This is a genomic window from Geomonas limicola (assembly GCF_014193675.1).
Taxonomy (GTDB): Bacteria; Desulfobacterota; Desulfuromonadia; order Geobacterales; family Geobacteraceae; genus Geomonas; species Geomonas limicola.
The window spans coordinates 22984-47820 of record NZ_BLXZ01000003.1 but is presented as its reverse complement, the minus strand read 5'-3'; the positions used below and the strand labels follow the sequence as shown (position 1 = coordinate 47820).

The 24837-nt window shown below is 62.0% G+C and carries 22 protein-coding genes; 19 read left to right on the top strand and 3 right to left on the bottom strand.

All coding sequences use genetic code 11. The features are described from left to right. The first annotated feature begins 19 nt into the window (after positions 1-19). Together speA and H7688_RS07235 are read left to right on the top strand one after the other, a co-directional pair. On the top strand, positions 20-1927 hold the full coding sequence (gene speA / locus H7688_RS07240) for an arginine decarboxylase (protein ID WP_183360409.1): 1908 nt from the start codon (positions 20-22) through the stop codon (positions 1925-1927). Between the two features lie 276 nt (positions 1928-2203). Next, complete coding sequence (locus tag H7688_RS07235) at positions 2204-2401, top strand: GSU3473 family protein (protein WP_183360408.1); 198 nt, start codon at positions 2204-2206, stop codon at positions 2399-2401. A gap of 65 nt (positions 2402-2466) precedes the next feature. Here the strand turns inward: H7688_RS07235 and H7688_RS07230 are convergent, their stop codons facing one another. Continuing rightward, a complete protein-coding gene (locus tag H7688_RS07230; protein WP_183360407.1) occupies positions 2467-2943 on the bottom strand; it encodes a ferritin-like domain-containing protein in 477 nt (158 codons plus the stop codon). A 433-nt stretch (positions 2944-3376) separates the two neighbouring features. On the opposite strand from H7688_RS07230, the gene H7688_RS07225 reads away from it, so the two are divergent. The 7 genes from H7688_RS07225 to H7688_RS07195 all read left to right on the top strand — a co-directional run bounded on the left by H7688_RS07225 (position 3377) and on the right by H7688_RS07195 (position 7990). Further along, positions 3377-3904 carry a hypothetical protein gene (locus tag H7688_RS07225; protein ID WP_183360406.1) on the top strand — a complete coding sequence of 176 codons (528 nt, stop codon included), beginning with the start codon at positions 3377-3379 and terminating at the stop codon, positions 3902-3904. A gap of 73 nt (positions 3905-3977) precedes the next feature. Next, positions 3978-5183, top strand: coding sequence for a glutathione-independent formaldehyde dehydrogenase (locus H7688_RS07220; protein ID WP_183360405.1), 1206 nt, complete (start codon positions 3978-3980; stop codon positions 5181-5183). Positions 5184-5465: 282 nt separating this feature from the next. After that, positions 5466-6056 (top strand): YceI family protein, encoded by a 591-nt coding sequence (locus tag H7688_RS07215; RefSeq protein WP_183360404.1) that lies wholly within the window; start codon positions 5466-5468, stop codon positions 6054-6056. 133 nt (positions 6057-6189) lie between these two features. Beyond that, on the top strand, positions 6190-6849 hold the full coding sequence (locus tag H7688_RS07210; RefSeq protein ID WP_246329740.1) for a LysE family translocator: 660 nt from the start codon (positions 6190-6192) through the stop codon (positions 6847-6849). 329 nt (positions 6850-7178) lie between these two features. Further along, a complete protein-coding gene (locus H7688_RS07205) occupies positions 7179-7394 on the top strand; it encodes a hypothetical protein (RefSeq protein WP_183360403.1) in 216 nt (71 codons plus the stop codon). A gap of 84 nt (positions 7395-7478) precedes the next feature. Next, entirely contained in the window at positions 7479-7691 is a 213-nt protein-coding gene (locus tag H7688_RS07200) for a hypothetical protein (RefSeq protein ID WP_183360402.1), read from the top strand. Between the two features lie 86 nt (positions 7692-7777). Beyond that, entirely contained in the window at positions 7778-7990 is a 213-nt protein-coding gene (locus H7688_RS07195; protein WP_183360401.1) for a hypothetical protein, read from the top strand. Positions 7991-8195: 205 nt separating this feature from the next. Here H7688_RS07195 and ldhH read toward each other — a convergent pair whose 3' ends face one another. Continuing rightward, positions 8196-10331, bottom strand: coding sequence for an L-lactate dehydrogenase (quinone) large subunit LdhH (ldhH, locus tag H7688_RS07190; protein ID WP_183360400.1), 2136 nt, complete (start codon positions 10329-10331; stop codon positions 8196-8198). After that, positions 10328-10879: a LutC/YkgG family protein gene (locus tag H7688_RS07185; protein ID WP_183360399.1), complete on the bottom strand. Its 552-nt coding sequence runs from the start codon at positions 10877-10879 to the stop codon at positions 10328-10330. The genes ldhH and H7688_RS07185 overlap by 4 nt, the downstream gene beginning before the upstream one ends. Before the next feature lie 413 nt (positions 10880-11292). Between H7688_RS07185 and H7688_RS07180 the strand changes: the two genes are divergently transcribed. The 10 genes from H7688_RS07180 (at position 11293) to mdh (ending at position 24753) form a co-directional block, all read left to right on the top strand. After that, positions 11293-13242, top strand: coding sequence for an L-lactate permease (locus H7688_RS07180; protein ID WP_183360398.1), 1950 nt, complete (start codon positions 11293-11295; stop codon positions 13240-13242). Between the two features lie 94 nt (positions 13243-13336). After that, positions 13337-13702 (top strand): CidA/LrgA family protein, encoded by a 366-nt coding sequence (locus H7688_RS07175; RefSeq protein WP_183360397.1) that lies wholly within the window; start codon positions 13337-13339, stop codon positions 13700-13702. Next, positions 13699-14388 carry an LrgB family protein gene (locus H7688_RS07170; RefSeq protein WP_183360396.1) on the top strand — a complete coding sequence of 230 codons (690 nt, stop codon included), beginning with the start codon at positions 13699-13701 and terminating at the stop codon, positions 14386-14388. The genes H7688_RS07175 and H7688_RS07170 overlap by 4 nt, the downstream gene beginning before the upstream one ends. 118 nt (positions 14389-14506) lie before the next feature. Next, positions 14507-15880 carry an FAD-binding oxidoreductase gene (locus H7688_RS07165; RefSeq protein WP_183360395.1) on the top strand — a complete coding sequence of 458 codons (1374 nt, stop codon included), beginning with the start codon at positions 14507-14509 and terminating at the stop codon, positions 15878-15880. Between the two features lie 141 nt (positions 15881-16021). Then, positions 16022-17269 carry a (Fe-S)-binding protein gene (locus tag H7688_RS07160; RefSeq protein ID WP_183360394.1) on the top strand — a complete coding sequence of 416 codons (1248 nt, stop codon included), beginning with the start codon at positions 16022-16024 and terminating at the stop codon, positions 17267-17269. Positions 17270-17369: 100 nt separating this feature from the next. Beyond that, positions 17370-18095, top strand: a complete 726-nt coding sequence (locus tag H7688_RS07155; protein ID WP_183360393.1) for a FadR/GntR family transcriptional regulator — start codon at positions 17370-17372, stop codon at positions 18093-18095. 276 nt (positions 18096-18371) lie between these two features. Next, entirely contained in the window at positions 18372-20153 is a 1782-nt protein-coding gene (aspS, locus tag H7688_RS07150; RefSeq protein WP_183360392.1) for an aspartate--tRNA ligase, read from the top strand. 3 nt (positions 20154-20156) lie between these two features. Then, positions 20157-20873, top strand: a complete 717-nt coding sequence (locus H7688_RS07145; protein WP_183360391.1) for a LysM peptidoglycan-binding domain-containing protein — start codon at positions 20157-20159, stop codon at positions 20871-20873. Between the two features lie 576 nt (positions 20874-21449). Continuing rightward, positions 21450-23675, top strand: a complete 2226-nt coding sequence (locus H7688_RS07140) for an NADP-dependent isocitrate dehydrogenase (RefSeq protein ID WP_183360390.1) — start codon at positions 21450-21452, stop codon at positions 23673-23675. Positions 23676-23799: 124 nt separating this feature from the next. Further along, entirely contained in the window at positions 23800-24753 is a 954-nt protein-coding gene (mdh, locus tag H7688_RS07135; protein WP_183360389.1) for a malate dehydrogenase, read from the top strand. The last annotated feature ends 84 nt before the right edge of the window (positions 24754-24837 follow it).

The window sequence follows — 24837 nt, the reverse complement described above, 5'->3', positions numbered from 1 at the left end:
AACACTGGTGAACTGAACTATGCCCAAATGGTCCATTAACGATTCCGCCAAGGTCTACAACATCGGCAACTGGGGCGCTGACCTCTTCTCCATTAATAAGAAGGGGAACGTCTGCGTACACCCCACGCCCAACTCGAAGTACTCCATCGACCTCAAGGTCCTGGTGGACGACCTGATCAAGAGAAAGATCAAGCCCCCCATCCTCCTGAGGTTCATGAACATCCTCGAGGGGCGCATCGCGTCGATCAGCCGCGTCTTCAAAAACGCCATCCACGAGAACAACTACCCGGCCAAGTACCAGACCTTCTACCCGATCAAGGTGAACCAGCAACGCCAGGTGGTCGAGGCGATCGCCAACTTCGGCAAGAAGCACGGCCTAGGACTCGAAGTCGGCTCCAAGCCCGAGCTGGTAGCGGCCATCTCCATGTCCGCGGGGAACAAGCTCCCCATTATCTGCAACGGCTACAAGGACACCGAGTTCATCGAGACCGTGCTCTACGCGACCCGCGTGGGGTACGACATCACCATCGTGGTCGAGAAACTCTTTGAACTGGAGCGAATCATCGAGGTTTCCAAGCGCACCGGGATCATTCCGAAGCTGGGGATCCGGGTGAAACTCTCCTCCAAGGGGATCGGCAAGTGGTCCACCTCGGGGGGCGAGGACGCCAAGTTCGGCCTGCGCATCTCCGAGATCATGGCCGCCATCGAGTCGCTCAAGCAAAACGGCCTGGTGGACTGCGTGAAGCTTTTGCACTTCCACGTCGGGAGCCAGATCACCAAGATCGACAAGATCAAAAACGCCCTCATCGAGGGGGCGCGCATCTACGTCGAGATGCGCCGGTTGGGTGTAAACCTCGAGTACCTGGACATCGGCGGCGGGCTGGGGGTCGACTACGACGGCTCCAAGTCGAGCTACTTCTCCAGCGTCAACTACTCACTCGAGGAGTACGCGAACGACGTCATCTACCAGGTGAAGAACATCTGCGACGAGGCCGGGGTCCCCTGCCCGAACATCATCTCCGAGTCCGGCCGCGCCACCGTCGCCCACTACTCGGTGCTGGTGACCAACGTCCTCAACAACAACACCCAGACGCTCATGCCGGACTTCGAGCACATCCTGGCCGACAACGCGAAGCTCTCGCCGACGGTCCGGAAACTGGTGGACATCTACAAGTCCATCGACCGGCACAGCCTGAGGGAGGACTACCACGACACCATCCAGCTGATCCAGGAGTCGGTGAGCCTCTTCAACCTGGGCTACCTGAACATGAACGAGCGCGCCCACGCCGAGTGGGTCTACTCGAAGATCATCCGCAAGATCAACTCGATCGTCGAGAAGCTGAAGCCGATTCCGGACGAGCTGCAGAACTTCCAGCTCTCGCTTCGGCAGACCTACTTCACCAACTTCTCGCTGTTCCAGTCGATTCCCGACTCCTGGGCGATCGACCAGCTCTTCCCGATCGTCCCCATCCAGCGGCTCGACGAGAAGCCGGACGTCCTCACCTCGATCGCCGACATCACCTGCGATTCCGATGGCGAGATCACCAGTTTCGTGGGGGAGAACGGCAGGACCAAGGCGCTGCCCTTGCACAAGATCGACGTGGGGGAGGACTACTACATCGGCTTCTTCCTGATCGGCGCCTACCAGGAGATCCTGGGCGACATGCACAACCTGTTCGGCGACACGAACGCCGTGCACATCACCTTCAACAAGAAGACCAACTACAAGATCGACACCGTGATCACCGGCGATGCCACCTGGGAGAGCCTCAAGTACGTGCAGTACGACGCGAGCGAGATCCTGAAGCGGGTGCGCAACAACCTGGAGACCGACGTTTCGCTGCAGAAGGTCTCCATCGAGGAGAGCAGCCACTTCCTGGAGCTCTTGGACCGCACCCTGCAGTCCTACACCTACTTCGGGGAGTAGTCTCCGGCAGTGCGCTCAAAATGACAGCAGAACCGCAAAGGGCCGCAACGAACGGCCCTTTGCGGCTGGCCGCACCGGTTTCGTACGGGTGGGCAAATAGCTCCGGGGAGTGACGGAGTTCTTTACATTCGGAGCGCTAAACTGTCAGGATTCTTATCACTTTTTAGGCACCTTTGTCGGTCCGAATGGTCTTCATCTTCGATATGTCACCTAGTTGCAGTTCTGGTACTGAAAATGCTTACAAGGTGAGAGGCGTGTAATAGGGGAGGGGGGCAAATGCTGATACAGGTGAACTACACGGACGATAGGTATGACTTCGTGAAAGACTTCATGCTGGAGACCTTGATCGCCTCGGGAGCAATCGCAAAGTTCAGGCGCAGCTCGGGGTGGGTCCAGATCGGCGTCGACCCGATTCGCAAGGCACGCCCTGCTGCCTCCTACCAAGGGTTGGAACGCAGGGCAACCCAGAGTTGACTCCGCCTTATACTTTCAGTCGAAGGGCTCCCGTTTCAGGGGGCCCTCGCTTTGTCCTGTCCGGACTACCTCGCCTGCAACTCGCGCCAGGCAAGGTTTGAGCGGGGCCGCAGCACGAACTCGAACACGTTTTCCATGATGTTGAAGTGGTTTTTCTCCTCCTCGATGATGCGCCGGTAGAGCTCGGCTCTCCCCGGATGCTCCTCGCGCCTGCCCAGCTCCTCGTAGGTTCGCACACTCTCCGCCTCGATCTTCATGACAAACCGGTAGCCCTCCAGGTCCTCGCGCAGCTCCCCCCACTCCTCACGGTTCGCCAGCAACTCCCTAAAGATCGCCTTTGCCTGATCCAAGAGCTGCGACTCCGGCATCCGGTAGTCTCTCCGCGCTTTCAGGGCCCTGAACGCCTCGATATGCCGGTCTTCCTCGGCCGCCAGCCCCAGGAAGAGACCCTTAAGTCGGGTGACCCGGGTCTGGGATGCCAGGTTTTCGTAGCAAGCCTTCCCCTGCAGCTCGGTCTTGATCGCGTCGTCGTACTGGGTCATCGCTGCCTCCCCGCCACCTGAAGTTGTCCCCAAAATAAGTTAACAATGTCTAACAGAGTGCCCCTGCTTGTCAAGGAACCCGTCCCGCATCGGCCGTGCCGGAAGCGCAGGCTTTCGGTGCAGCCGTCTAGGTCAGCCTGGGCTGACCGCTCCCCTGGCAGCTGGGGAGCGTCCTCCCCTTTCCCGGTAGTGCACGGCCTCCCGCTATTCCCGCCCTCCTGGGAGTTGCCTGTATCTCGTGCCGCACCCCCGCTTTTAGTCAGCCGGTAGTCGCAAAACTGGTGTACCTGGTGAAAACCCTAATGTATGTACCTGGTACCGTCATTATCATGAGCTAAAAAATAGTTAATTGTTGTTGCTGCCGGGGAGCCTGATTCCCTACAATTGTCCTGTGGTGAAATTCACAATTAAACAACCAAAGGAGATTCAAACTATGCGCTCCATCAGAACTACCTTGTTGAAGGCCGTGGCAGTGGCGGCATTTGCAGCATTGACGACGGGAACCTACGGCGCGGCGCGGGCCGACTCAGGAATGGACAACGGGGCAGGGGGCTTCGGATATCAAGGTTCTTCCGAGTCCATTCAAAACAGCGGCTCCGGCTCCGGCGCGGGGGGGAGCACCACTTCAGGTTCCAGCTCGGGTTCCAGCGATTCCGGCTCCCACTACAAGCATAAAAACAAAAAGAAAGGGTCCCATTCCGGCACCAGCCAAGGCTCCGGCAGCGGCGGGGCGACCAGTACGGACCAGAACCGTGACAGCAACTGGGGCAGCGGCAGCGGCTCGCAGGACAAAAGCGGCAGCGACTACAACCAGAACAAAAGTGACCACAACCAGTACCAGGGGAGTGGTGGCTCAAGTGGCTCGGGAAGTGGTGGCTCGTTAGGCTCGGGGAGAACCGGGTCGACGGGGTCGGACCAAAGCCAGCCGACCGGCACCGGCTCGAGCAGCGACCGGTGGTAACGCAGCCTGCGCCGCGACTTGACCTTCGCGGCGCGGATGCTGCCGAACCCGTACAGGGTGTAGAGGAGGAAGCATGAAAGCTCTCGTTTTTGCGGAGGTAGGCCGCATGGAGGTGCGTGAGGTGCCCGACCCGGTGCTCGAGCAGGACAACGACATCATCGTCAGGGTCAGCTCCGCCGCCATCTGCGGCAGTGACTTGCATATGTACCAGGGGCGCACCTCGGCCCAGCCCGGCATGGTTTTCGGGCACGAGTTCATGGGGGTGGTCGAGAAGGTGGGGAGCGGTGTCCAGTTGCTCAAGGAGGGGGACCGGGTATCGCTTCCCTTCAACATCGCCTGCGGAACCTGTTTCAACTGCTGCCGCGGCTATTTCAACGCCTGCCTGAGCACCAACCCCAAACTGCCGGGCGGCGGGTACGGCTACGCCGACCTGGGGCCGTACCGCGGGGGGCAGGCGGAACTGGTCCGCGTGCCGTTCGCCGACTGCAACGCCCTGAAGTTGCCGGGCACCCCGGGGGATCGCTGGGAGGACGATTTCATCATGCTCTCCGACGTGCTCCCCACCGGCTACCATTCCTGCATCATGGCCGATGTCGGTCCCGGCTCCTCGGTGGCCATCTTCGGCGCCGGCCCGGTCGGCTACATGGCAACGCTCTCGGCGTTTCTGCTGGGGGCGGCCGAGGTCTACGTGGTGGACCGCTCGGAGGTGCGCCTCAACAAGATAGCCGAACTCGAGGCCATTCCCGTCGACTTCTCCAAGGTCGATCCGGTCCAGTTCATCCTGAACGCCCGGAAGGAGAACCGGGCCATCCAGGAGTCCTACCGCCCCGGCGAGGAAAAGATGGCCGGCGTCCTCTGCGGGATCGATGCCGTCGGCTACCAGGCCCTGGACCGCAGCGACCCGGACAGCGAGAAACCGATCCAGGTGATCGAGGACCTGGTGCAGCTCGTCGATGCCACCGGCTCGATCGGGATCATCGGCGTCTACTTTTCGGAGGATCCGGGCGGCGCGGATCAAAAAGCACAGCAGGGGATCTTCAACATCCCGCTGGGCGCCCTGTGGGCCAAGGGGATCAAGGTGGAAACCGGCCAGGCTCCGGTGAAGCGTTACAACGCCCTGTTGCGTGACGCGATCATCCAGGATCGGATCCATCCGGGCAAGCTGGTCAGCCACCGCCTGAGACTTGAGCACGGTCCGGAGGCATACCAGAAGTTCGTCCAGCGCGGGACCGGCGAGGGGGCCGAGTACACCAAGGTCATCCTGAAGCCGAACGGCTAGGAGTGCGACAACTTCCCTGCAGTACCAGGCGCCTCTCGGGGCGCCTTTTTTTGGGGGTTCCCACTTCCCTTAAATGGGGAGGGAATCCTGCGGCGGGTTTGCTTAATTGGACAAACAGGATCGCTATGGTATTATTTGCCAAGATAATCCCGTTCCTTTCCGAAGCCGCCGGTACGCCTTCCCGGGACCGGGGACTGGAACAGCGATGGGAAAATGATATGTCAACCAAGCCGCGCGCAATGGCGCGCCCCGAGGCTTTGATCGGGAAACAAGGAGGATGTCATGAACAGAATCATCAGCACGTTGGCCGCGCTCGCTCTGCTTACCCTGCCGGTCCTGGCACAGGCTGCCACCTACAACATCGACCCCGAGCACTCCTATACCGGTTTCAAGGTACGTCACCTGATGGTCTCCAACGTCAAGGGGAGCTTCGGCAAGGTGCAGGGGACCGTGTTTATCGATGACCAGGACCTCAGCAAGTCGACGGTCAACGTCAGCATCGATACCTCGTCGATCGACACCGGTGTGGCCAAGCGTGACAATCACCTGCGCAGCCCCGACTTTTTCGATGTCGGCAAATATCCCACCATGACCTTCGTCTCCACCAAGGTCGCCAAAAGCGGCAGCGGCCTCAAGGTGAGCGGAAACCTCACCCTGCACGGCGTGACCCGTCCGGTAGTTCTCGACGTGGAAGGGCCCTCAGCCGAGTCCAAGGACCCTTGGGGCAACTTCCGCCGCGGTGCCTCCGCAACGGGTAGCATCAACCGTAAGGATTTCGGCCTGGCCTGGAACAAGGCGCTCGAGACGGGGGGTGTCGCCGTCGGCGAAGAGGTGCACCTCATCATCGAGGTGGAGATGATCAAGGCCAAGTGACGCAATGGTCGCCGGCTCCGACCTGCCTTCTCTCGGTTACCGGGAGAGGGCAGGGGAGGGTGGGCCCCCCGGTTTCCCCGCATTCTTGTTGCAATTCCCCCAGGGACTCCGTAGTATCCGTTCGCCTCCCCGCGTGGCAATCCTACTTTTCCGGATGGTATCCAAGGTGATCACCTTTCTCAGCGCAGGCGCCCTGCTTGGCCTCTCTGCAGGCTTTTCACCCGGCCCGCTCTTCGCCCTGGTATTGACCCAGACCCTGCAGCACGGCATCAAGGAAGGGTGCAAGGTCGCCCTGGCACCGCTGCTGACCGATCTGCCGCTCATCGTCGTCGCCACCTTGCTCGTGCAACAGTTGGCCGGCTACCAGCAGCTGCTTGGTGTTGTATCGATACTGGGGGCACTCTACCTGCTGTTCATGGCGCTGGAGACCTTTCGCTGCGGCCTCAAAGAGCCCAGCCTGGAAGGGGCGGCGCCCAAGTCGCTCGGCCGTGGCATGCTGGTCAACGTGCTGAGTCCCCATCCCTACCTCTTCTGGTTCAGTGTCGGTGCCCCCACCATCCTCAAGGGGTTCAATGCCGGGCGACCCTGGGCCGCCGTCGCCTTTGTCCTGGGTTTCTTCGGGTGCCTGATCGGTGCAAAGATGACCCTGGCGCTCCTGGTCGGTAAGTCGCGCCGGTTCCTGGCCGGCCAGGTGTACCACTACCTCATGCGCGGTCTCGCGCTCCTGCTGCTGGTCTTCGCGCTCCTGCTGGCCCGTGAAGGGCTTGCCCTCTTCGGCCTCACCCTGGTCTGATCCTCTCCCGCAGGACTTGTTTTCTGAAAAAAACAGCTGGCGCCCGGGCGTATACCACCGCTATACAGGTGCTTTCGAGGGGTATATCTCAATAATATTAGTGGCTTATGCCTCAAGCCCACACTATCGCGGGTTTCTGCCTGCCCGAAGTGTATGGTGCGCCGATACTGGAGCAGGGAAAACCGGTGTTCGCCTGCCAATCGTAGTAAAAATAAAAAACCAGTTAATTTAGGTAGATAGTGCAGATTGTAACTTTTTTTTGAGGTTTGGCACGTTCGCTGCTAATAGAAGGGCAAGAGGGAAGAAAAAAGCTCAAAAAGGAGGATGTCATGAGAACCGCTATCAACACCATCATCGCAACATTGGCAACGGCGGCCCCCGCATTCGCAGCTAACGGCGCAGCAGAAGAACCCGGACTCCTCATGTGGGCCTTCCTCGGATTCGGGGCAGTGATCCTGGTAGGACAGGCAGTTCCGGCGGCAATGCTCCTGGTCGGGATGGTCAAGGGGCTGGTACACGCAACCAAGGAAGTCAAAGAGAACTAGCAGCCGCAACCGGCCGGAAGATCCTGGCCACAGAGGATGAACCCTGAGCCACCAAGGGGAACGAAGGATAACGAGGAGGACGTCATGAGAACAGCTATCACCACCATCATCGCAGCACTGGCAACGACCCCGGCCTTCGCGGCCAACGGCGCAGCAGACGAACCCGGAATCCTCATGTGGGCCTTCCTCGGATTCGGGGCAGTCATCCTGGTAGGACAGGCAGTTCCGGCGGTAATGCTCCTGATCGGGATGTTCAAAGGGGTGGTACGCGCACCCAAGGATGTAAAAGAAAACTAGCGACGCGCAAACCGGCCGGAAGATCCTGGCCACAGAGTATGAACCCAGAGCCACCAAGGGGAACGAAGGATAACGAGGAGGACGTCATGAGAACAGCTATCACCACCATCATCGCAGCACTGGCAACGACCCCGGCCTTCGCGGCCAACGGCGCAGCAGACGAACCCGGAATCCTCATGTGGGCTTTCCTCGGATTCGGGGCAGTCATCCTGGTAGGGCAGATGGTTCCGGCAGCTCTGCTGGTAGTCGGGGCGCTCAAAGCCCTGGTCGCCGCACCGAAAGAGGTACACCACAACTAGGGATCAGGTAGGGATCCACCAGGTAGGAGCGGCAAGGCAGCCGTGAGCACACCGGCAACCGGGTGCCCTCCTACCGGAGCCCAAGGAGTCGCGGAAAGGAAACCGGAAGCGCCGCGATTGCAATGAAAAAGCCGCTCATTCGAGCGGCTTTTCATGTTTCTGGTCCTGGTTGTCACGCCAAATGGAGCCAGCGTCGCTGCCCCGGCTACCCCTTGATCCGGTCCACCAGCAGCTCGACCGAGTGCTGCACCCGTACCTGGGCGCCGTCCTGGTCCATCCCCCCCCTGATCTGCATGACGCACCCCGGGCAGTCCATGGCCACCACCGGCGCCCCAGTATCCTTGATGTTCTGGAGCTTGCGCTGCAGGATGGGCGCCGAGATCTCCGGCAGCTTGATGGAGTAGGATCCCCCCATGCCGCAGCACATGTCGCACTCGAACATCTCGGTCACCTGGTACCCCGCCTTCTCGAGCAGCTCGCGCGGCTCGTCGAAGACCTTGAGCGTACGCTTGAGGTGGCAGGAGTCGTGGTAGGTCACCGCCCCCAGCTGTTCCCCTTCCTTGAAGCTCAGCCGCCCCGCATCCACCAGCCGCTTCACCAGGGTGGAAAGATCCACCGTCTTCGCCGCCAGTTCCTTTGCCTTGGGGAGCCACTCGGTCCGCCCGACGCTCTCCAGGGTCTTCTGGAAATCATGGGCCAGCGCCACGGTGCAGGTGGGGCAGGCTGAGACGACGTAGCTCGCCTCGGCGGCCAGAAGCGCCGTGATGTTGTCCGCGGCGTTTTGCGCGGCGACCTCGTAGGCCCCGTTGTAGAGCGCCGGCGCGCCGCAGCAGGTCTGCTCATCGGGGAAGATGACCTCGATTCCCGCCTTGTTGAGCAGCTTGATAAGTGCCACCCCCATCTCCGGATAGGCGAAGTCCATGAGGCAGCCGGCGTAAAAGACCGCCTTCTCGGCACAGACCGGTTGTTTCAAATCCCGGAACTGGTCCCTGAACGGCTTGTCGGCGATGGCCGGCAGGCTGCGCCCGTCGGTGAGTTCGGCGAGGAACAGCGGCAGGTGCCTGATGAACTTCCCCGAGCTGAAGGGCTTCCCGGCGAGTGACGCCGCGCGCAGCATGCCGTGGAACATGCGGCGGTTGTTCACCACCGAGAAGATCGCCTTCTGCAGCAAAGGCTGCCCCTTTTCCAGGACCAGCCGGCGCCGGATCTCCAGGATAAGCTCCGGGATGTCGATCTTCCCCGGGCAGACCTGGGTGCAGTTGCCGCACTGGATGCAGAGCCCCTGGATATCCTCGGACTTTTTAAGCTCGTCGAACCAGGCGGTCAGGATGGTGCCGATGCCGCCGGTGTAGATGTCGCCGAAGACGTGGCCCCCCACCAACCGGAAGATTGGGCAGACGTTGAGGCAGGAGCCGCAGCGGATGCACTGCAGGGCCTGCTTGAACTTGGGGTCGCGTGCCATCTCGGAGCGCCGGTTGTCCATGAGGACGATGTGCAGCTCCTTCGGGGAGCCGTCGTCGTTCTGGGTCGGGCCGGAGATGATCGAGACGTAGCTGGTCAAGAGCTGCGCGGTGGCGCTTCGGGGGAGTGCTTCCAGGATCGGCGCCACGCCGGCGAACTCCTTTATCAGCTTTTCCACCCCGATCACCGCGACGTGGATGCGGGGGAGGGTGGTCACCAGACGGGCGTTCCCCTCGTTGGTGACCAGGACGATGCTGCCGGTCTCGGCGACGGCGATGTTCCCCCCCGAGATCCCCATGTCGGCTGCCAGGAACTTGGGGCGCAGCTCGTTGCGCGCCACCTTGACCAGGCGCGGGATGTCGGCGGCGAGCCGCTCCTCGACCTCCTTGGAGAAGAGTTCGGCGACCTCCTCCTTGGTCAGGTGGATGGCCGGCATCACCATGTGCGACGGGGTCTGGCCGGCGAGCTGGATGATCCACTCCCCGAGGTCGGTCTCGGCAACCGAGATGCCGTTTTTGACCAGGTAGGGGTTCAGGTGGATCTCCTCGGTGGCCATCGACTTCGACTTCACCACCGTCTTGACCCCCGCTTCCTGGGCGACCTTCAGGATGTACTCCTTCACCTGGTGCGGGTCGCTGGTCCGGAACACCTTGGCGCCCAGGGCCTCGGCATTTTTCCGGAACTCCTCGGCAAGCCCGTCGAGGTCGGCTGCCGCCTCAGACTTGATGCAGGCCACCCGGCCACGCAGTTCCTCGAAGTCGATCCCCTCGTAAGCCTTGGCCCGGTTCACCTTGTACGCCTCGGAGAACTTGCCGAGCGCCCCGGTAAGGTTCGCGTTGTTGACGGCCCGGTCTATCTTCGCCTTGAACTCTTTATTCATCGGGTTCCCCCCTCCACGTCGTCGATGCAGACGATCACCAGCCGCTCCGGACCGTGCACCCCGATGGTCAGCACCCGCTCGATGTCGGCGGTGCGGCTGGGGCCGGTGATGAAGGCGATGTACTTGCTGGTGGCGGGGTTCATCTTCGCGAACACCTGGGTCTTGCCGGCCAGGATGTTGCCGGTGGGGAGCAGGGCGAGGTGGATGGTGGGCAATGAGGAGACCAGGCGCTGCTCGGGTGCACCCTGGTCGAGCACCAGGGAACCGGTGTCCGCCACCCCCCACTGCGCCTCGCTGATCCCCAGCTTCGCCTGGGCGGCACGATCGCGGCTCACGTCATGACTGAGGCCCGGGTGACGGGGGATCTCCGACTCCGGAACCCCGTCGAGCAACGCCGATTTCGCCCAGAGCGCACCACTGCCGGGGGACTCGTTTATCCGCTCCGTTTCCAGGAACCACCGGATAAAAAGCAGCGCCTCCTCGCGGGTCGCCACCCGGTGCACTTCGGCACCGACCCCCTCAGCACGGGTCTTGAAAGCTTCGAACATGATCTGACGCCTCCTGTTCTTGGTTTGGTCTGCCGGAAAAACCGTTTTAGAGATTGGCGGTGCTGCAGGGTTCCCGGGGATTCCGGAACGGCAGGTGCCGACGGGGGCACGAAAATGATATGACCAAATGACAACTGCATCCTAAGGGATAATATCCCATAAGTAAAGACGTTTTCGGATTGTTGACAAAAAAACTTGACAGTGTTTTAAAATTATGGCAATTGGTCTTACCAGTCCCGCATAACCTGGTTTGATTGACTGGCTCTCCTGCTGGCCCAAGCGGTTTGGAGGCATCGATGATACCCGGGAAACACCTAGAAAGCCCGGCGTTTTCCCTCGTAGATAGCAACGACGCGCATACTGCCTCAACCGCTATTATATAAACCGCAGCACAAACAAAGGAGAGAACTGTCATGCCATGGATTCAGAGCTACACCCCGGTAGCGGGAAGTCTTGGGATCTCGGCGCTCATCGCCGCCATCCCTCTGGTTGTCATCTTTGTCTGTCTTGCCGTCTTCAAGATGAAGGCGCACAAGGCGGGCCCTCTCGCAGTTGCCTCCGCCATCGCCATCGCCGTGTTCGTCTGGCAGATGCCGGTGAAACTGGCGGGCCTCGCCACCCTGCACGGCGCAGCCTTCGGCCTCTTCCCGGTCTTCTACATCGTGGTCACCACGATCCTCCTCTACAACATCACCGTGAAGGGCGGGCAGTTCGAGATCATCAGGGCCTCGCTTGCCGGTCTTACCAGTGACCGCCGCCTGCAGGCGCTCCTCATCGCCTTCTGCTTCGGCGCGTTCATCGAAGGGGCTGCGGGTTTCGGTACCCCGGTAGCCATCGCGGGTGCCACCCTGGTAGGCCTCGGGTTCCGTCCCTTCTACGCCGCGGCCATCTGCCTCATCGCCAACACCGCCCCGGTCGCCTTTGGCGCCATCGGGATCCCGGTCGTGGCACTGGCGGGGGTCATGGGGTACGACGACGCGGGACTCATGAAGCTTTCCACCATGGTGGGACGCCAGCTCCCCTTCGTCTCGGTCATCATCCCGTTCTACGTCATCTTCATCATGGTCGGCCTGAAAAAGACCCTCGAGGTGCTGCCGGCCATCATCGTCTGCGGCGTCACCTTCGCCTTCGCCCAGTGGGGGACCGCGAGCTACCTGGGCCCCTACCTCCCCGACGTCACCGCATCGCTTTTGACCCTGGCCGCCCTGGTCATCCTGCTCAAGTTCTGGCAGCCCCCCACCATCTGGACCTTCGACCACGAGCCGGAAGCCAAGGGGAAAGAGACCCACAACTACTCGGGTGGCGAGGTGTTCCGCGCCTGGGCTCCCTACCTGGTGCTCACCATCATGGTGCTCATCTGGGGCATTCCGTCGCTTAAAACCGAGTTGGACAAGAGCAAGATCGTGATCCCGGTCTCCGGCCTCGATAGCGCCATCGCGAAGAGCGTCTCCAAGCCCGAGGACGGCATCAAGAAGATCGCCGCGGCCAAGGCCGAAATCCTCAAGCAGGCGGGACAGCTTTCCGCGGCCGATCCCAAGCAGGCAGCGCTTGCCACGGGACTCAACGACCTGGTGGTCCTCGAGGACAAGCTCCTGGCGGTCGAGCAGGCCCTGCCGGCAGGCGCACCGGTCTTGACCCCCGAGCGCATAGCCGCCTTTGACTCGGTCGACAAGAAGAACAAGGAACTGCAGAAGCTGGAGAAGGAACTGGTTGCCTCCAACGCGGTGGAAAAGACCCGCTTCAAGGCGCTCGACAAGGCGGTCGGCGGGCAGATCCCGGCCAAGGTTGCCGCCAAGTTCACCTTTAACTTCATGTCCGCCGCCGGTACTGCCATCCTGATCGCCGCCATCATCTCGGCCCTTATCTGCGGCGTCGGTGTGGGCGCCTTCTTCCAGGTACTCGGCAAAACCCTCTACGACATGCGCTTCCCGGCGATCACCGTGGCATCGGTCGTCGGCCTCGCCTTCGTGATGAACGCCTCGGGGATGACCACCTCGATGGGCATGGCATTCACCAAGACCGGCGCGCTTTTCCCGTTCCTCTCTCCCTTCCTGGGGATGCTCGGCGTCTTCCTGACCGGCTCCGACACCTCCTCGAACGTGCTCTTCGGCGGCCTGCAGAAGGTAACCGCCGAGCAGTTGGGCCTGAACCCGCTTCTGACCGGTGCGGCCAACACCTCCGGTGGTGTCATGGGCAAGATGCTCTCGCCGCAGTCCATCGCCGTCGCCTGCGCCGCCACCGGCCTGGTCGGCGAGGAAGGGAACCTGTTCCGTTTCACCTTGAAGCACGCGCTCTTCCTGACCACCCTCATGGGGATCATCGTAGCCCTGCAGGCCTACGTCTTCCCCTGGATGGTCCCCTGATCTCCGTAGTATGAGTACGCGCTGCCTCCCCGGTGACCAGCCGGGGAGGCTTTTTCCGTAATTTCCCGCGCCCCGCCCCGCGCCAGGACCCGACATGCTCAAGACCCTGTTCGCCATAGTCTGGCAAAGCGCACTGCTTTGGCTGGTATTCAGGCTGGGGACCTTCCTGGTCCAGGCGCTGCACGTCGCCTTGCCGGGTAACGTCGCGGGGATGCTCCTCATGTTCCTGCTGCTTTTAACCGGCATCGTCAAACCCGCCCACATCGAGGTTGCCGGCGGTTTCCTGCTCAAGCACTTCGCCTTTTTCTTCATCCCGATCTCCGTGGGGCTCATGGCCTTTGGCCCCCTGGTGCGCCAGAGCGGGGCGGCGCTTCTCACCATCCTGGTGGTGGCCGCCGCGGTCGGCGTCCTGGTGACCGGTCTGGCGGTGCAGGCGCTGAACGGGAGGTCGCCACGATGAAACTCGTCGTCTTCGCCGCCTGCCTGGTCCTCACCCTCGGGTGCTATCTGGCGACCCGGGCGCTCTTCCTGCGCTTTCGCCAGCCGCTTTTGAACCCCGTTTTCCTGAGCACCCTCATGATCATCGCGGTGCTCCAGGCGACCGGCGGCACCCTGGCCGATTACCAACCGGCCAAGGAGACGATGACCTTCCTCCTGGGACCGGCGACCGTGGCACTGGCATTGCCGCTCTACAACAACCGCCGGGTGCTGAAGAACCAGGCACTTCCCGTTTTGGCCGGGGTCCTCTGCGGTTCGCTCGCCACCATCGCGGCGGTGCTCTGGGCGGGGCGGTTGGCCGGTTTCGCCCGCAGCATCCTGATTTCGCTGGGCCCCAAATCGGTGACAGTCCCCATTGCGGTGGAGATCTCGCGGCTCTCCGGTGGCGAGCCGGCACTCACCGCGGCCTTCGTGGTGGCCACCGGGATGATCGGCTCCATCCTGGGCCCCGTGCTGCTCACCGCCGTGCGGGTCAAGGACCCGGTGGCGCGCGGGCTTGCCCTGGGGACCGTGTCGCACGGGCAGGGGACAGCGGTCGCGCTCATCGAGGGGGAGACTGCCGGGGCCATGGGTGGGGTAGCCATGGCACTCGCGGCCGTCTTCACCGCGCTCATCGCCCCCTACTATCTGCCGCTGCTGCTCCCGTGACCCCTGTTTCCCCGGTTCTGGTGACCGCTGCACTGGCTGCAGACCGCCTGGCCGAGGTAAAAAAACGAAGCTTTCTTGTTGTGATTACTAACGACTGCACGACAAAAGGATACCGACCATGGAAAAGACCTTCATCAAGGCGCTGAGCGACATCGTTGGCGAAAGCTATACCTTGACCGACAAGGAATCACTCGCCTGCTACGGCTACGATTCGACTCCCGAGCTGGAGAGCAAACCCGGGGTAGTGGTGCTCCCGGGAAACCTGGAAGAGATCTCGCGCATCATGGCGCTCGCCCACGACGCCGGCGTCCGGGTCACCCCGCGCGGTTCGGGGACCAACCTTTCCGGTGGTTCCATCTCCTTCGACGCCGGGGTCATCCTGCAGACCAGCCGGATGAACCGGATCCTGGAGATCGACGAGGAGAACCTGACCGCCACGGTGGAGACCGGGGTGGTGACCAGCGCGTTGCACCGCGAGGTGGAGGCCAAGGGGCTCTTCTACCCGCCCGACCCCGGCTCGATGAACATCTCCACCATGGGGGGGAACGTCGCCGAGAACTCCGGCGGTCTGCGTGGGCTCAAGTACGGGGTGACCGACGACTACGTGATGGGGCTTAAGACGGTCCTTGCCAACGGCGAGCTCCTGAAGACCGGCGGCAAGGTGGTGAAGGACGTGGCCGGCTACAACCTGAACCAGCTCCTGGTCTCGAGCGAAGGGACCCTCGGGATCTTCGGCGAGATCACCGTGAAGCTGATCCCCAAGCCCAAGACCAAGAAGACCATGCTGGTGCACTTCCCGCAGCTCGAGATGGCGGCACTCACCGTGTCGCACATCATCGCGGCGCGCATCATCCCGGCGACGCTCGAGTTCCTGGACCGGGTCACCATCAAGTGCGTCGAGGACTACGCCCACGTGGGGCTGCCGCTCGACGTGGACGCCGTCTTGCTCATCGAGGTGGACGGTCATCCGGCCCAGGTCGAGGAGGATGCCGAAGGGATCCGCCAGATCTGCGAGCGGCACAACTGCTCCTTCTTCCAGACCGCCGCGAGCGCCGACGAGGCCCTGAAGCTCGCCACCGCGCGCCGCGTGGCGCTCTCCGCGCTGGCCCGGGTGAAGCCGACCACCATCCTCGAGGATGCCACCGTGCCGAGGAGCTGCATTGCCCCCATGGTGAAGCTGATCCAGGAGACCGCCAAGAAGTACAACCTGACCATCGGCACCTTCGGGCACGCCGGCGACGGCAACCTGCACCCGACCTGCCTCACCGACGAACGCGACCAGGACGAGATCAAGCGCGCCCATGCCGCCTTCGGCGAGATCTTCGACGCCACCATCGCCATGGGGGGCACCATCACCGGCGAGCACGGGGTCGGGGTGGCCAAGAAGAAGTACCTCCCCAAACTGGTAGGCGAGTCCGGCATCAAGGTCATGCGCGGTATCAAGGGGGCCTTCGACCCCAAGGGCATCCTGAATCCGGGGAAGATCTTCTAACCAGGCTATTTTTGCCACCGAGACACGGAGTACACGGAGAAAGGCAACGGCTGGGACCTGTGGGAACGGCAAAGGCCTAGTGGTTGACCTTTAGGGGGTACTCCGCGATCTCCGTGCCTCAGCGGCCAATTCGAGGTTTTTATGGACTACGTAAAACTGATCAACTGCATGCGCTGCGGCATGTGCCTGCCGCACTGCCCGACCTACAAGGAGACCTTCCTGGAAACCGCTTCGCCGCGCGGCCGCGTGGCCCTGGTGCGCAAGTTCCAGGAGGGGGAACTCGTCGACACCGAGCAGTTCCTCGAGTACGTCTCGCTCTGCCTGGACTGCCAGGCCTGCGCCTCGGCCTGCCCCTGCGGGGTGAACGCCGGCGAGCTGGTGGCCGAGTTCCGCTGTGAGAAGAAGTCGGGGCAGGGGCTCTCCATCATCGAAAACGCCATCCTGCGCCAGCTGGTGCCGCACCCTGACCGCCTGGAGGCCGCCACCGCGCCGCTGCGTCTCTACCAGCTCTCCGGCCTGCAGAAGCTGGTGCGCTCGCTGGGGCTCATGAAGATGTTCCCGGCCGCCCTGGGGCGCATGGAGAGCCTGCTGCCCACGCTCCCCGATGCGCCGCTGCGCAAGACCATCGACGAGGTGACCCCGGCCCAGGGGACCGAGAAGGGGACGGTGGGTTTCTTCCTCGGGTGCGTCATGAGCCTCATCTTCTCCGAGGCGAGCCTCGCCACGGTAGAGCTCCTCTCCAGCCTGGGCTACAAGGTGGTGACCCCCAAGGACCAGAAGTGCTGCGGCGCCCCCAACATGCTGGGACACGACTTCGAGGGGGTGAAACAGGCGGCCCGCTTCAACACCGACCTCTTCGAGAGCGCAGCCTACGACTTCATCGTGACTGACTGCGGCGGCTGCGGTGCGGAGCTCAAGAAGTACGGCCATCACCTGGACGGCGAGGAGAAGGCGACCGCCTTCAGCTCGAAGGTGCGCGACATCTCCGAGATCCTGGCCAGCGAGAGCGCCGCCCTCAAGGAGAAGCTCAAGCCGCTTAACCTCAAGGTGACCTACCACGACCCCTGCCACATCGCGCACTGCCAGGGGATCCGCAGCCAGCCGCGTGCGCTCATCAACCTGATCCCGGGGATCGACTTCCGGGAGCTCCCCGAGGCTGATGCCTGCTGCGGTTCGGCCGGTACCTACAACATCGAGAAGCCCGAGATGTCGGACCGCGTCCTGGCGCGCAAGCTCGCCAATGTCGAGAAAACCGGCGCCGATTACCTGGTCACCGGTAACCCCGGCTGCCTCCTGCAGCTCAAAAAAGCCATGGCCGAGCAACTGCCGCAGGTGAAGGTGATCCACGTAACCGAGCTGCTGCAGATGAGCATGAACGCTAAAGGGTGAAACCGGTTCAGTCACGGCGCCCAAGGCTGTTCTGGATAACGTAAACGGGGGAGCAAAAAAGCGTTGCTTTGCTTCCATTAATGTAGTATCCGTGGCGCTTATGATATTCAAACCGATAAAACCGAAGAAGGTTTCCACCCAGATCGCCGAGCAGATCCGTACCTCGATCCTGGCCGGCGAGTTCAACCCGGGCGAGAAACTCCCCCCCGAGCGGGAACTCGCCGAGATGTTCGGGGTGTCCCGCCCGTCGGTGCGCGAGGCGATCAACTCCCTGGCCTCGTCGGGGTTGGTGGAGAGCTACCAGGGGGGCGGCACCGTGGTGCGCTCCCTGGTGGAGACCTCCGCCGGGATACCGCTTTCCAAGCTGATCCGCATCGACGGCGACCGGGCCCTCGACGTCATCGAGGTGCGCCAGGGGATGGAATCCTGGACCGCTTGGTACGCGGCCACCCGGGCCCTCCCCGAGGATATCCGGCGCCTGAAGGCCATCGTGGAAGGGATGGCAGCAAACCTCGAGGGACTCAAGCAATCCGAGGACCTGGACGCCCACTTTCACATGGTGGTCGCCCGCGCCACCCACAACGTGGTCTGGTCCCACATGATGCAGAGCATCTTCGACGCCATGCAGGAATTCCAGCGCGACGTCTGGCGTGCGGTCTACCTCACCGAAGAGGACCAGCGCCTGCTCTACGAACACCACCGGCGCATCTACGAGATGATCCTGGTGCGCAACCCCGAAGGTGCCCGCACCGCGATGATGGAACACCTCACCTTCGCCCAGAAGCGCTGCAGTGCCTACGTCTCCATGCGCGGCAACGAGTCCTGAATCTGGCCCGCAGCGCTGCAGCCGGTAGTCACGGGCCGTGCCCCTCGTGGTTACCCGCAACTCTGTATGGCGGCCGTGGCTCTCTCTGGCGCCAGCACTACACGCTTTCAGTAATTTCTTTCCTACTCCCAGAAAGGCCCGACGCTACCGTGTCGGGCCTTTCTCATTGACACAAAGCACCCTCCCATCCAGTCAGCAAGGTTTTGGTTGATGCGGGGGGGCTTTTTGGGTATAGTTACCCGATTTCCTGCAGATAAAACCAAGGAGGGTTTTGTAATGATAGATTTTCTGGGAGATTGGAAGCGCACCAGTTACTGTGGCGAACTGAGGAGCAGTCAGATTGGACAGGAAGTTGTCCTCATGGGCTGGGTATCCAAACGGCGCGACCACGGTGGTCTCATCTTCGTCGACCTGCGTGACAGGGACGGCGTCGCCCAGATCGTCTTCGACCCGGAGCGCTCCCCCGAGGCCCACGCCAAGGCGGAAAGCGCCCGCAGCGAGTACGTGCTCGCCATCAAGGGGACCGTGGCCGCCCGCCCCGAGGGGACCATCAACCCGAAGATGAAGACCGGCGAGGTGGAAATCCTGGTCAGCGAGTGCAAACTTTTGAACCCCTCCAAGGCTCTCCCCTTCACCCTGGACGGCTTCGTCGACGTGAACGAGAACATCCGCCTCAAGTACCGCTACCTGGATCTGAGGACCGGTACCCTGCAGCACAACCTGATCCTGCGCTCGAAAGTGGCCCAGCTTACCCGCTCCTACCTGACCGATAACGGTTTCCTCGAGCTGGAGACCCCCTTTCTGACCAAAAGCACCCCGGAAGGTGCCCGCGACTTCCTGGTCCCCTCGCGCATCTCCAAGGGTGAGTTTTACGCGCTGCCGCAGTCCCCGCAGATCTTCAAGCAGATTCTCATGGTCTCCGGCTTCGATCGTTACTTCCAGATCGTGCGCTGCTTCCGCGACGAGGACCTGCGCGCCGACCGCCAGCCCGAGTTCACCCAGATCGACTGCGAGATGTCCTTCATCGACCGCGAAGACATCATCACCGTCATGGAAGGGCTCATGGCGAAGATCTTCTCCGAGGCGAAGGGCGCCCAGGTGCAGCTCCCGATCCAGCGCATGACCTACCAGGAGGCGATGGACCGCTTCGGCGTTGACAACCCGGACCTCCGTTTCGGTCTCGAGCTGGTGAAGCTCACCGACATCGTGAAAAACTCCGGCTTCAAGGTCTTCGCCGACGTGGCTGCCTCCGGCGGCATCGTCAAGGGGATGAACGTGAAAGGCGGCGGTTCCTTCTCCCGCAAGGACATCGACGACTTCACCGAGTTCACCAAGATCTACGGCGCCAAGGGCCTTGCCTACGTGAAGGTCACCGCGGACGGCTGGCAGTCCCCGATCGCCAAGTTCTTCACCCCGGAAGAGATTGCCACCATGGACAAGGCCTTCGGCGCGGAAGAGGGGGACCTGCTCCTCTTCGTGGCCGACAAGCCGAAGGTGGTCAACGATGCGCTCGGCAAGCTGAGAAACCTCCTGGGCGCCAAGATGGAGCTCTACAACCGCGACGAGTACCGCTTCGTCTGGATCACCGACTTCCCGCTTCTTGAGTGGGACGAGGAGAGCAACCGCTGGTGCGCCGTGCACCACCCCTTCACCGCCCCCATGGATGAGGACCTCCCGTTCGTGGAGAGCGATCCGGGCCGCTGCCGCGCCAAGGCCTACGACCTGGTCCTGAACGGCAACGAGATCGGCGGCGGTTCCATCAGGATCCACCAGGAAGAGGTGCAGTCGCTCATGTTCAAGATGCTCGGGCTTTCCGAGGAGAGCGCACGCTCCAAGTTCGGCTTCCTCCTGGACGCCCTGGAGTTCGGCACCCCGCCGCACGGCGGCATCGCCTTCGGTATGGACCGCCTCATGATGCTCCTGACCGGTTCCGATTCGATCCGCGACGTCATCGCTTTCCCCAAGACCCAGAAGGGCGCCTGCCTGATGTCCGAGGCCCCCTCGTCGGTCGACACCCTGCAGTTGCGCGAGCTCGGCATCCGTCTGGCACAGAAGTAGCGGATGCGCCTTGTGAGGGCCCGGTACTACCTCATACTGCCGGTATTGCTGGCATCCCTGTGTGCCTGCGCCACCCAGCCGCCGCGCTATCACAGCGAAGCCCTGGTCGTCCTGGACCGCATCAAGCGGGAAGGGGCGGCCGGGCTCTATCCTGCCGAGATGAAGAGCACCGCCGAGGCTTTCGATCGCGGCGAGGCCCTGATCCTTGAAGAGGAGTACCAGGAGGCGGACCGCTACTTCCTCTTGACCATCCAGAAGGGGATCGTCCTGGAGCGCGAGGTGGGAGCCGAACTGGCCCGCCGCGAGGCGGAGCAGCGCCGCATCGACGAAGAGAAGAAGGCCGAGCTCGCCAGGCGGGCCCGGGAAGAAGAGGAACGCCTCGCCAAGGCCCGTGCCGAGGCCGAGGCCAAGGCGGAGGCCGAGGCGCTGGCCAGAAAGGAAGCCGCCGAGGCGGAGCGCCGCAAGGTGAAGTCGCAGCGCGAGCGGGTTCTGGTCTCCACCTACACGGTGCGCCGCGGCGAATCGCTGCCGCTTATCGCGGCTCAGGCCGAGGTGTACGGCGACCGTAACCTCTGGCCGCTACTGTACCGCGCCAACCGGGACCAGATCAGCGACCCGAAACACATCTGGCCGGGGCAGGTGCTGCGCATCCCGCGTAACTTGAGCCGCGACGACATCTACGAGGCGCGTCGCTTTGCCCAGGAAAAGCCGCTGCACTAAAGAAAGGTCGAGGTTGAGGTCGGGATAAAATCGCACTCTGCACCTCGGCTTTCTGGTTTCGGCCCTTCCACCCCGCCGCTTCGTAGAGCCCTGCAGCCCCTCGGGTGAGGGGGCAGGGGAGGGCGCGCTACCGGCTGAAAAAGGCGTCCCGATGGCTCCGCGGCAGCCCCGTCTCCCAGGGACCCGTTACGCGCCGCTTGCTCTCATCAAAGTCTTTCAAAAACAGGTCATTATCCCCGCTTCACCAGGCCTGCCCATCACACCCCCCTCATTTTGTTCCCCGCATAAGTTAACGCCAAGATTTTAGCTTGACACTGAAAACTGATTTGTATACTGTATACAAAATTTGCAGGCTCGGATTTTTCTGCTAACTTGCTATAATCCTTGCGTTAATGAGTTGCACCGGTTCCGGCCCCGCCGAAAGGCGCGGGGGCCCAAATTGGAGCGACGTTTTGTGTTTACGTGAAGGGAAGATCCCCGGTGCGCAGGCCTCATCGACGGCGCTGACAGCTGAGCTCGGATGTCCTCTCATGAAGGATCGTAGGATTCGGAACAAAAAAAGCCAAGGAGAGAAGAATGACTACGTCAAAGATCGTCTGGACCAAGATTGATGAAGCGCCCGCGCTGGCTACTTACTCGCTGCTCCCCATCGTTAACGCCTTCACCAAGGCAGCCGGTGTCGAAGTGGAAACCAGGGACATCTCCCTCGCTGGTCGTATCATCGCAAACTTCCCCGAGAAACTGACTCCGGAGCAGAAGATTGCCGACGAGCTCTCCTACCTGGGTGAGCTGACCCAGAAACTGGAAGCCAACATCATCAAGCTTCCGAACGTCTCCGCCTCGATCCCGCAGCTCAAAGCCGCCATCGCCGAACTCAAAAGCCAGGGTTACGACATCCCCGAGTACCCGGAAGACCCCAAGACCGACGAAGAGAAGGCCCTGGCCGCCCGCTTCGCCAAGGTGCTCGGTTCCGCCGTCAACCCGGTGCTGCGCGAAGGGAACTCCGACCGCCGCGTCGCCAAGGCGGTCAAGGAATACGCCAAGAAGCACCCGCACAAGATGGGCGCCTGGAAATCGGATTGCAAGACCCACGTCTCGCACATGACCGCCGGCGACTTCTTCCACCACGAGAAGTCCACCACCATCGAGAACGCCACCACCGTGAACATCGAGTTCGTCGGTAAGGACGGCAAGGTGCAGGTACTCAAGGAAAAGCTCGCCCTGCAGGCAGGCGAGGTGTTCGACGGCACGTTCATGAGCGCCAAGGCGCTGCGTAAATTCATCGCCGAGCAGATCGAGGACGCCAAGAAGCAGGACGTGCTGTTCTCCGTGCACCTCAAGGCGACCATGATGAAGATCTCCGACCCCATCATGTTCGGCCACTTCGTCACCGTGTTCTTCGAGGACGTCTTCACCAAGCACGCTGCCACCTTCAAGGAGCTGGGCGTCAACGCGGACCTCGGCCTGGGCGATCTCTACAAGAAGCTGGACAAGCTCCCTGCTGAGAAGAAGGCCGAGATCGAAGCCGACATCCAGGCGGTCTACGCCAAGCGCCCGAAGCTGGCCATGGTCGACTCCGACAAAGGGATCACCAACCTGCACGCCAGTAACGACATCATCATCGACGCCTCCATGCCGGTCGTGGTGCGCGACTCCGGCGGGATGTGGGGCCCGGACGGCAAGCTGCACGACGTGAAGTGCGTCATCCCCGACACCAGCTACTCCGAGTGGTACCAGGTGGCCATCGACTTCTGCAAGGCAAACGGCCAGTTCGACCCCACCACCATGGGTGCTACCTCCAACGTGGGCCTCATGGCGCAGAAGGCTGAAGAGTACGGCTCCCACGACAAGACCTTCAAGGTGCCGGCCGACGGCACGGTGCGCGTGGTTGACGCCTCCGGCAAGACCCTGTTCGAGCACCAGGTTGAAGAAGGCGACATCTACCGCGGCTGCCAGGCCAAAGATCTGCCGATCCAGGACTGGGTCAAGCTGGCAGTAAGCCGCGCCCGCGCCACCGGCGCACCGGCCATCTTCTGGCTGGACAAGAACCGCGCCCACGACGCCGAGATGATCAAGAAGGTCGAGAAGTACCTGAAGAACCACGACACCACCGGCCTCGACATCCAGATTATGAAACCGGTCGACGCGATGCTCTTCGCCTGCAAGCGCGCCAAGGCCGGCCAGGACACCATCACCTGCACCGGCAACGCGCTGAGGGATTACCTGACCGACCTGTTCCCCATCCTCGAGCTGGGCACCTCGGCGAAGATGCTCTCCATCGTGCCGCTTTTGGCCGGCGGCGGCCTCTTCGAGACCGGCGCGGGCGGCTCCGCTCCCAAGCACGTGCAGCAGTTCCAGCAGGAAGGCTACCTGCGCTGGGACTCCCTGGGCGAGTTCCTGGCCCTGGCCGTCTCGCTCGAGCACCTGGCCGCCACCTTCAAAAACGAGAAGGCGCAGCTTCTTGCCGACACCCTGGACCAGGCCAACACCAAGTTCCTGGACCAGAACAAGAACCCGGCACGTAAGGTGGGCCAGATCGACAACCGCGGTTCCCACTTCTACCTCGCCATGTACTGGGCCGAGGCGGTTGCCGCCCAGACCAAGGACAAGGAGCTGGCTGCCAAGTTCGCCAAGGTCGCTGCCGAGCTGCAGAAAAACGAGGAGAAGATCAACGCCGAGCTGATCGGCGCCCAGGGCAAACCGGTCGACATGGGCGGTTACTACCACCCGGACGATGCCAAGACCGAAGCGGCCATGCGTCCCAGCGCGACCCTAAACGCCATCATCAACTCCATCAACTAGTACTCGATCCCCGCAGGAGCCAAGGTTCCTGCGGGGTTTACTGCATAACCCGGTCAGACCCGAAAGTTCACGCTTTTTGATGCACTGGAAGACAAAACCCAATTCTTAAACGGAGGATGAAAACATGGCACGTAAGAAGATCGCACTTATCGGTGGTGGACAGATTGGCGGCGTTTTGGCTCAGCTCTGCGCTCTGCGTGAACTGGGTGACGTGGTATTGTTCGACATCGTGGAAGGCCTGCCGCAGGGGAAGATGCTCGACATCGCCGAGGCCGCCCCGGTCGACGGTTACGACGTCTGCCTGAAAGGCACCAACAGCTACGAAGACATCGCCGGCTCCGACGTGGTCATCGTAACCGCCGGTCTGCCGCGCAAACCGGGCATGAGCCGCGACGACCTGATCGAGGTTAACTCCAAGATCATGACCAGCGTCGCCGAAGGGATCAAGGCCAACGCCCCCAACGCCTTCGTTATCGTCATCTCCAACCCGCTGGACGCCATGGTCACCCTGTGCCAGAAGGTCACCGGCTTCCCCTACAACCGCGTCATCGGCCAGGCAGGCGTACTCGACTCCGCTCGCTTCCAGGCCTTCATCGCCTGGGAACTGGGCGTCTCCGTCAAGGACGTCAACGCCATGACCCTGGGCGGCCACGGCGACGACATGGTGCCGCTGGTGCGTTACGCCTCGGTTAACGGCATCCCGGTCATGGAACTCCTCGAGAACAAGTACAAGAGCAAAGAGAAGGCACAGGAAGTTATGGCTGCCATGGTCAAGCGCACCCGCGGTGCAGGCGGCGAAGTGGTTGCCCTGCTGAAGACCGGCTCTGCCTTCTACTCCCCGGCTTCCTCCGCCATCGCGATGGCCGAGTCGATCCTGAAGGACTCCAAGCGCGTGCTTCCGACCTGCGCCTTCCTGCAGGGCGAGTTCGGCGTTTCCGGCTACTACGTTGGCGTTCCCTGCGTTCTGGGTGCCGGCGGCGTAGAGAAGATCCTCGAGTTCAAACTCGACGCAGAAGAGCAGGCCATGATGGACAAGTCCGTGGCAGCCGTAAAGGAACTGGTCGGCTCCATGAAATAACGGTTTGACCGTGCTTTACCGGGGTAAGGAGGCTCCCCTCCTTACCCCTTTTTTTACGACAAAATGCAGCAAAAGTCGCATGTT